This is a genomic window from Streptomyces sp. 13-12-16 (genome assembly GCF_002114215.1).
GTDB lineage: Bacteria > Actinomycetota > Actinomycetes > Streptomycetales > Streptomycetaceae > Streptomyces.
The window spans coordinates 1-5,787 of the sequence record NZ_NCTE01000122.1 but is presented as its reverse complement, the minus strand read 5'-3'; the positions used below and the strand labels follow the sequence as shown (position 1 = coordinate 5,787).

Genomic DNA, 5,787 nt, shown 5'->3' with positions numbered 1-5,787 from the left:
ACCAGGACGCGGACGACCTCGCCGGCCGGATCGACCAGGGGTGAGCCGAGCGCCGTGCCGAGCGCGGAGGCGGCCAGGGGGTCCGGCGCGGTGCGGCCGTCCGGCCGGGCGTGGACCACGTGCCACCGCTCCCCGCCCAGCAGGGGGGCCACGTCCTCGGGCGGGGCGCCCAGCAGGAGCCGTACGAGCGCGGAGGAGCGGGCCGCGGTGGTGCCGCTCTGCTGCCGGCCGGTGAGGAGGGTGAGCAGGACGGCGGCGACGGAGGCGATGGTGTGGTTGCCCGGGTCGCGTTGTGGCGAGGCCACGCCGAGTACGTATCCGGTGCCGAGGGCGTAGGCGGCGAGGTGGGTGCCGTCGGCCGTGTCGCTGGCGGTGGTGGGGGTGGGCGCCGCTTGTCGGTGCTCGCCGGGGGTGGGCGTCTCCTGCCGGCGTTCGCCGGGTGCTGCCGCGCCCACCCTCCCCCACCCCCGGCTGCGCTCGGGCGGGGGCACCCCCATCGCCCCGGGGGTACCTCCCAGGCCCTTTCGGGCTCCGGGGGAGGCACGACTGTCCGTGGGTGGGGCGTCGGTGCGACTGTCCGTGGCTACGTCGTGGGGTCGTACCACCCCGGCCAGGGCCGCCAGGGACTGTCTCGCTCCGGGGGGCGGAGGGGTCCCCGCGGTGGTGAGTTCTGTGGTGTCGGGGGCGTACAGGGCGGCCCAGCCGCCGATCCGCTGGGCCAGTTGGTGGAGGACCGGGCGGACCGGGTCCGGGCGGGACGCCGCGGTGGCGAGGCTCTGCTGGGCCTCCGTTACCCGGCGCAGCTCCGCGAGGCGGGCCTGCGCCATGAGCTGCCAGACCGCCCGCGCCACCCCCGAGAACGTGGTCCGCGGCGGCACCTCCAGCAGCGGCAGCCCGTGCATCTCGCACGCCTCCGCCAGCGCCCCCGGTACCGCCTCGTGCACCGGGGCCACGCCGAACCCGAGCGCCGCCCCGCCCGCCGCCACGATCCGGGAGACGTACGCGTCGAAGTACCCCGCGCCCGCCCCCTCCGGGATGTGCACCCCCGCCGACAGCAGCAGCTCCCCGCCCAGCAGGTACGGGTACGGGTCCGCCATCTCCGAGGCGTGCGCCCAGTGCACGACGGTGCCGGGGTCGTCGGGCCCGGCGACCCGGCGCAGTCCGAGGTCCTCGCGTGCCAGGAGCGCGTCCAGACGCACGGGCGGCGTGGGGGGAACCATGGGGTCCGACATGCTGGACACTTCCTCCATTCCGTGCGGTGGGAATGGAGGAAACGTACACTTCGCAGGTGCTTTCCGCCGCTCTATGGTCGGGACAGACCGGCAGCCCGCGGGTGCGGGCGGATGCACGATCCAAGGCGAAGAGCAGGAAAGAAGGCAGTCCCATGAGCAGCAACGAGACGCCCCGCGGCCCCGTCGACTCCTCCCGCGTCCCCCGGTACGCCGGTCCCGCGACCTTCGCCCGGCTGCCCCGCCTCGACGAGGTCGGCCGCACCGACGTCGCCGTGGTGGGCGTGCCCTTCGACTCGGGCGTCTCCTACCGGCCGGGCGCCCGCTTCGGCGGCAACGCCATCCGTGAGGCGTCCCGGCTGCTGCGCCCCTACAACCCGGCGCAGGACGCCTCCCCCTTCGCCCTCGCCCAGGTCGCGGACGGCGGCGACATCGCCGTGAACCCCTTCAACATCAACGAGGCCGTGGAGACGGTCGAGGCCGCCGCCGACGACCTCCTCGGCACCGGCGCCCGGCTGATGACCCTGGGCGGCGACCACACCATCGCCCTGCCGCTGCTGCGCTCCGTCGCCAAGAAGCACGGCCCGGTCGCCCTGCTCCACTTCGACGCGCACCTCGACACCTGGGACACCTACTTCGGCGCCGAGTACACCCACGGCACCCCGTTCCGCCGTGCCGTCGAGGAGGGCATCCTCGACACCTCCGCCCTCTCCCACGTCGGCACCCGCGGCCCGCTCTACGGCAAGCAGGACCTCACCGACGACGAGAAGATGGGCTTCGGCATCGTCACCTCCGCGGACGTCTACCGCCGGGGCGCCGACGAGGTCGCCGACCAGCTCCGCCAGCGCATCGGCGACCGTCCGCTGTACATCTCCATCGACATCGACTGCCTGGACCCGGCCCACGCGCCCGGCACCGGCACCCCCGAGGCCGGCGGCATGACCTCCCGCGAGCTGCTGGAGATCCTGCGCGGACTGGCCTCCTGCAACCTGGTCTCGGCGGACGTCGTCGAGGTGGCCCCCGCGTACGATCACGCCGAGATCACCTCGGTCGCCGCGTCCCACACGGCGTACGAGCTGACCACGATCATGTCCCGTCAGATTGCGGAGGCCCGCGAGAAGTGACCCACGACCACGACCTGGTGCTCCGCCCGACCGCCGCGCAGACGGAGGCCGCGCTGAATCCTCCCCCCGGCCGCAACGGCGGGGACCTGGTCGTGGAGACCCTGGCCGGGCTCGGCGCGACCACCGTCTTCGGCCTGCCCGGCCAGCACGCCCTCGGCGTGTTCGACGCGCTGCGCCGCTCCGACCTGCGGTACGTCGGCCTGCGGGTGGAGAACAACGCCGGATTCGCGGCGGACGCGTACGGCCGGATCACCGGCGAGGCCGCCCCGCTGCTGCTGTCGACCGGCCCGGGAGCCCTCACCTCGCTGGCCGCGCTCCAGGAGGCGGCGGCGGCCTCGGCGCCCGTGCTGGCGATCTGCAGCCAGGTCCCGACGCCGGGGCTCGGCGGTGGCCGCCACGGCTACCTGCACGAACTCCCCGACCAGGCGGCCTCGTTCCGCGGCGTGGTCAAGTCCGTCCACACGGCCCGTACGCAGTCCCAGATCCCGTCCGCGATCGCGGAGGCCTGGAAGTCGGCGCTGACCGTCCCGCACGGACCGGTGTGGGTGGAGATCCCGCAGGACGTCCTGCTCGCCGGGACCGCCCTGCCGGTGGTGACGGCGATGGACGCCACCCCCGACGAGCTGCCCCCGCGCCCCGAACTCACCGCACTCGCCGCCCACCTGCTGGCGAACGCCACCCGCCCGGCGATCATCGCGGGCGGGGGAGTGGTCCGCTCGGACGCCTCCGGCAAGCTGAAGCAGCTCGCCGAGCGGATCCAGGCACCCGTCGTCACCACCCCCGGCGGCAAGGGCGCCTTTCCCTGGACGCACCCGCTGTCGCTGCAGTCCTGGCTGGAGGACCGCCACACCACCGACTTCCTCCAGGACGCGGACGTCCTGCTGGTCGTCGGCTCCGGTCTCGGCGAACTCTCCTCGAACTACCACACGTTCGAGCCGCGCGGCCGGGTGATCCAGATCGAGGCCGACCTCGGCAAGCTGGAGTCCAACCACCCGGGCCTCGGCATCCACGCCGACGCCCGCCTCGCCCTCCAGGCCCTGCTGGAGACGGTGGAGGCCCGCGAGGACGCGACCGCGCCCGAGCGCGTCCGGGGAGTGCTGGACCGCGTCCGCGAGCGCCTCGACTCCCAGGAACTCGCCCTGGAACGGCAGGTGCTGGCGGCGGTCCGCCGCGCCCTGCCCACCGGCTCGCCGTCCTTCTGGGACATGACGATCCTGACGTACTGGGCCTGGTCCGCCTTCGACGCCATGGGCCCCAACCACCTGCACTCCGCGCAGGGCGCCGGCGGCCTCGGCTACGGCTTCCCGGCCGCCCTGGGCGCGGCGGTCGCCGACCCCACCCGCCCGGTCCTCGCGGTCTCCGGGGACGGCGGCGCCCTGTACTCCGTCGCCGAACTGGCCACCGCCCGCCAGCACGGCCTCGACGTCACCTGGCTCATCGTCGACGACGGCGGCTACGGCATCCTCCGCGAGTACATGACCGACGCCTTCGGCGAACCCACGGCGACGGAACTGACCCGCCCCGACTACGTGGCCCTGGCGGAGTCCTTCGGCGTACCCGGCCTGCGGACCGGCCCCGAGACCCTGGAGCAGGACCTCGCGAAGGCCCTGACGACACCGGGCCCGTCGGTGGTCGTCCTCCCCGCCGTGCTGCGGATGTTCGCGCCGACGCACCTGGGCTGAGGGGATCGGGAGAGACCCTACGAGGTGGCCCTACGAGATGGCCCGGAGCCTGCCGTGCCGTGACCGCTCGCGCAGCCGGCCGACGGCCCGGGCCGTCTCCTCGTCCGCAGGCAACAGAAACGAGCAACTGCTGGGCTTCCGCGGATAGTTCGAGCGTCCGGCGGGTCAGCAGGCGCCCGGGCCCACCCCGTCGATCCGGCCGCCGAAGTCGCCGAGGTAGCGGGAGCGCCAGTCGCCGTTGAAGACGTCCCGCTTCTCGAGCGGCTGCCAGTTCACGAAGCAGGCCCGGGTGCTCGCGACGGCCGAGCCGACGTGGTCGTGGAGGCGGGGCGGCATGTCACGGTAGCCGCTGCGCGCGGTCCACTCCCAGTAGTCGCCGCCGAAGCCCTCCTCGCTCCAGAAGCACACCGACCCGTCGGGGCAGGACGGGGGCGCGGCCGGCGCGGCGGACGCCGTGTGGGCGGGCAGCAGGAGCGCGGTCAGGGCGAGGACGGCGGCGAGGGACCAGGAACGGGTCTGCACGGCACTCTCCAGTAAGGCGTCGTGGGGGAACGGAAAGGACCCGGCGGACGTGCCGGGGCCCTCCCATGGTCACGGCGGATCGGGGCCGACCGACCCCGGTCACCGCCCACACCACCGGATGGAGCGAACCGGGGGCTCGGCGGCGTGGCCCCGTCGAGCGCCGGGCCCGGACGCGCCGGGGCGTGCGCGCCCGGCGTCACCGGATCGAACCGGCTCGCTCCGGGCGGCCGGATTCCCCTGCGCGCCGGGCCTCGTACGGCGGCGTCCCGCGCCCCGTCCCCGTGCTCGGTTCCGGGACGAAGGACGAACCGGGCTCTCCGGAGCGGACCTCGTCCTCCGGAGGGGCCGCCGGACGTACGGCGGGCCCGGAGTGGGCGGGAGCCGCGTCGAGGCCCCGGCGGACACCGGGAGCGCCGCTGGTCGTGCTCCCAGGGGGCCCGCGGAGGTCCGCGCCGGCGCCCGGGGCCGAATCCTCGTGCCGGAAGCGGTCCGGGGGCCTAGGATCGGGAGCCGGCCGTAGGGGGGACCGTGGATCCGGAGATCGCCGCACTGGCAGGGACGGCGGGCACGACCGTCGTCACGTTGATGGTGACGAACGCCTGGGAATCGGCGAGGGACGGGATGGTCGCCCTGTGGCGCCGTTTCCAGCCCGCCAGGGCCGAGGGCATCGGTGAGGAACTGGAAGCAGGCCGTGCGGACCTGCTTCTCGCGCGCCGGGCCGGCGACACCGAGTCCGAGGCCGAGCTGACCGCCGAATGGCAGGGCCGCGTACGGCGGTTCCTGCTGGCGCAGCCGGAGGCCGCCGACGAACTGCGGCGCGTCCTGGACGAGTTGAAACCGTCGGTTCCGGAGGATCCGGGACCGGAGCGGATCCGCCAGCAGGCCCGGGCGTCGGGCAGCGCCCGGATCTACCAGGCCGGACGCGACCAGCACATCACCGGACGATGAGCGTGCCGACGCCGATGGAGGGGCGCGCGTCGGACAGCGCCCGGATCTACCAGACCGGTGGCGACCAGTACATCGAGGAACACGTCCACCACTACGCCCCGGGCTCGGCCCCGCTGTTCGGACGCCACGTGGTGGCCCCGGCCGAACCCCGGCCGGCCGCTCCCGACTCCGTCCGCCTGCCCCTGGTCGGCCGCGCGCCCGGCGTCCTGCGGGACCGCACCGACGTCATGGAACGCTTACGGGCGGCCGTGACCGGCCCCGGCGGCGACGTCCAGGTCCTGC

At 74.8% G+C, this 5,787-nt stretch carries 5 protein-coding genes and 1 pseudogene; 4 read left to right on the top strand and 2 right to left on the bottom strand.

All coding sequences use genetic code 11. The features are described from left to right. On the bottom strand, positions 1-1,232 hold a 1,232-nt coding region (locus tag B7767_RS05835; RefSeq protein ID WP_107485830.1), incomplete at its 3' end, for a PucR family transcriptional regulator ligand-binding domain-containing protein. A 152-nt stretch (positions 1,233-1,384) separates the two neighbouring features. On the opposite strand from B7767_RS05835, the gene speB reads away from it, so the two are divergent. Both speB and B7767_RS05825 read left to right on the top strand, forming a co-directional pair. Continuing rightward, positions 1,385-2,353 carry an agmatinase gene (gene speB, locus B7767_RS05830; RefSeq protein ID WP_085571180.1) on the top strand — a complete coding sequence of 323 codons (969 nt, stop codon included), beginning with the start codon at positions 1,385-1,387 and terminating at the stop codon, positions 2,351-2,353. Continuing rightward, a complete protein-coding gene (locus B7767_RS05825) occupies positions 2,350-4,035 on the top strand; it encodes a thiamine pyrophosphate-binding protein (RefSeq protein ID WP_085571179.1) in 1,686 nt (561 codons plus the stop codon). The genes speB and B7767_RS05825 overlap by 4 nt, the downstream gene beginning before the upstream one ends. Positions 4,036-4,200: 165 nt before the next feature. On the opposite strand, the gene B7767_RS05820 is transcribed toward B7767_RS05825, so the two are convergent. Next, on the bottom strand, positions 4,201-4,557 hold the full coding sequence (locus B7767_RS05820; protein WP_085571178.1) for a peptidase inhibitor family I36 protein: 357 nt from the start codon (positions 4,555-4,557) through the stop codon (positions 4,201-4,203). A 528-nt stretch (positions 4,558-5,085) separates the two neighbouring features. Between B7767_RS05820 and B7767_RS05815 the strand changes: the two genes are divergently transcribed. Both B7767_RS05815 and B7767_RS05810 read left to right on the top strand, forming a co-directional pair. Further along, positions 5,086-5,505 carry a hypothetical protein gene (locus B7767_RS05815; RefSeq protein WP_085571177.1) on the top strand — a complete coding sequence of 140 codons (420 nt, stop codon included), beginning with the start codon at positions 5,086-5,088 and terminating at the stop codon, positions 5,503-5,505. Then, a pseudogene (locus tag B7767_RS05810) lies at positions 5,502-5,787 on the top strand (ATP/GTP-binding protein); the annotation flags it as partial. The gene B7767_RS05815 and the pseudogene B7767_RS05810, both read left to right, overlap by 4 nt.

Coding starts and splice junctions, on each gene's coding strand:
- speB (WP_085571180.1), top strand. CDS start 1,385: ATGAGCAGCAACGAGACGCCCCGCGGCCCCGTCGACTCCTCCCGCGTC.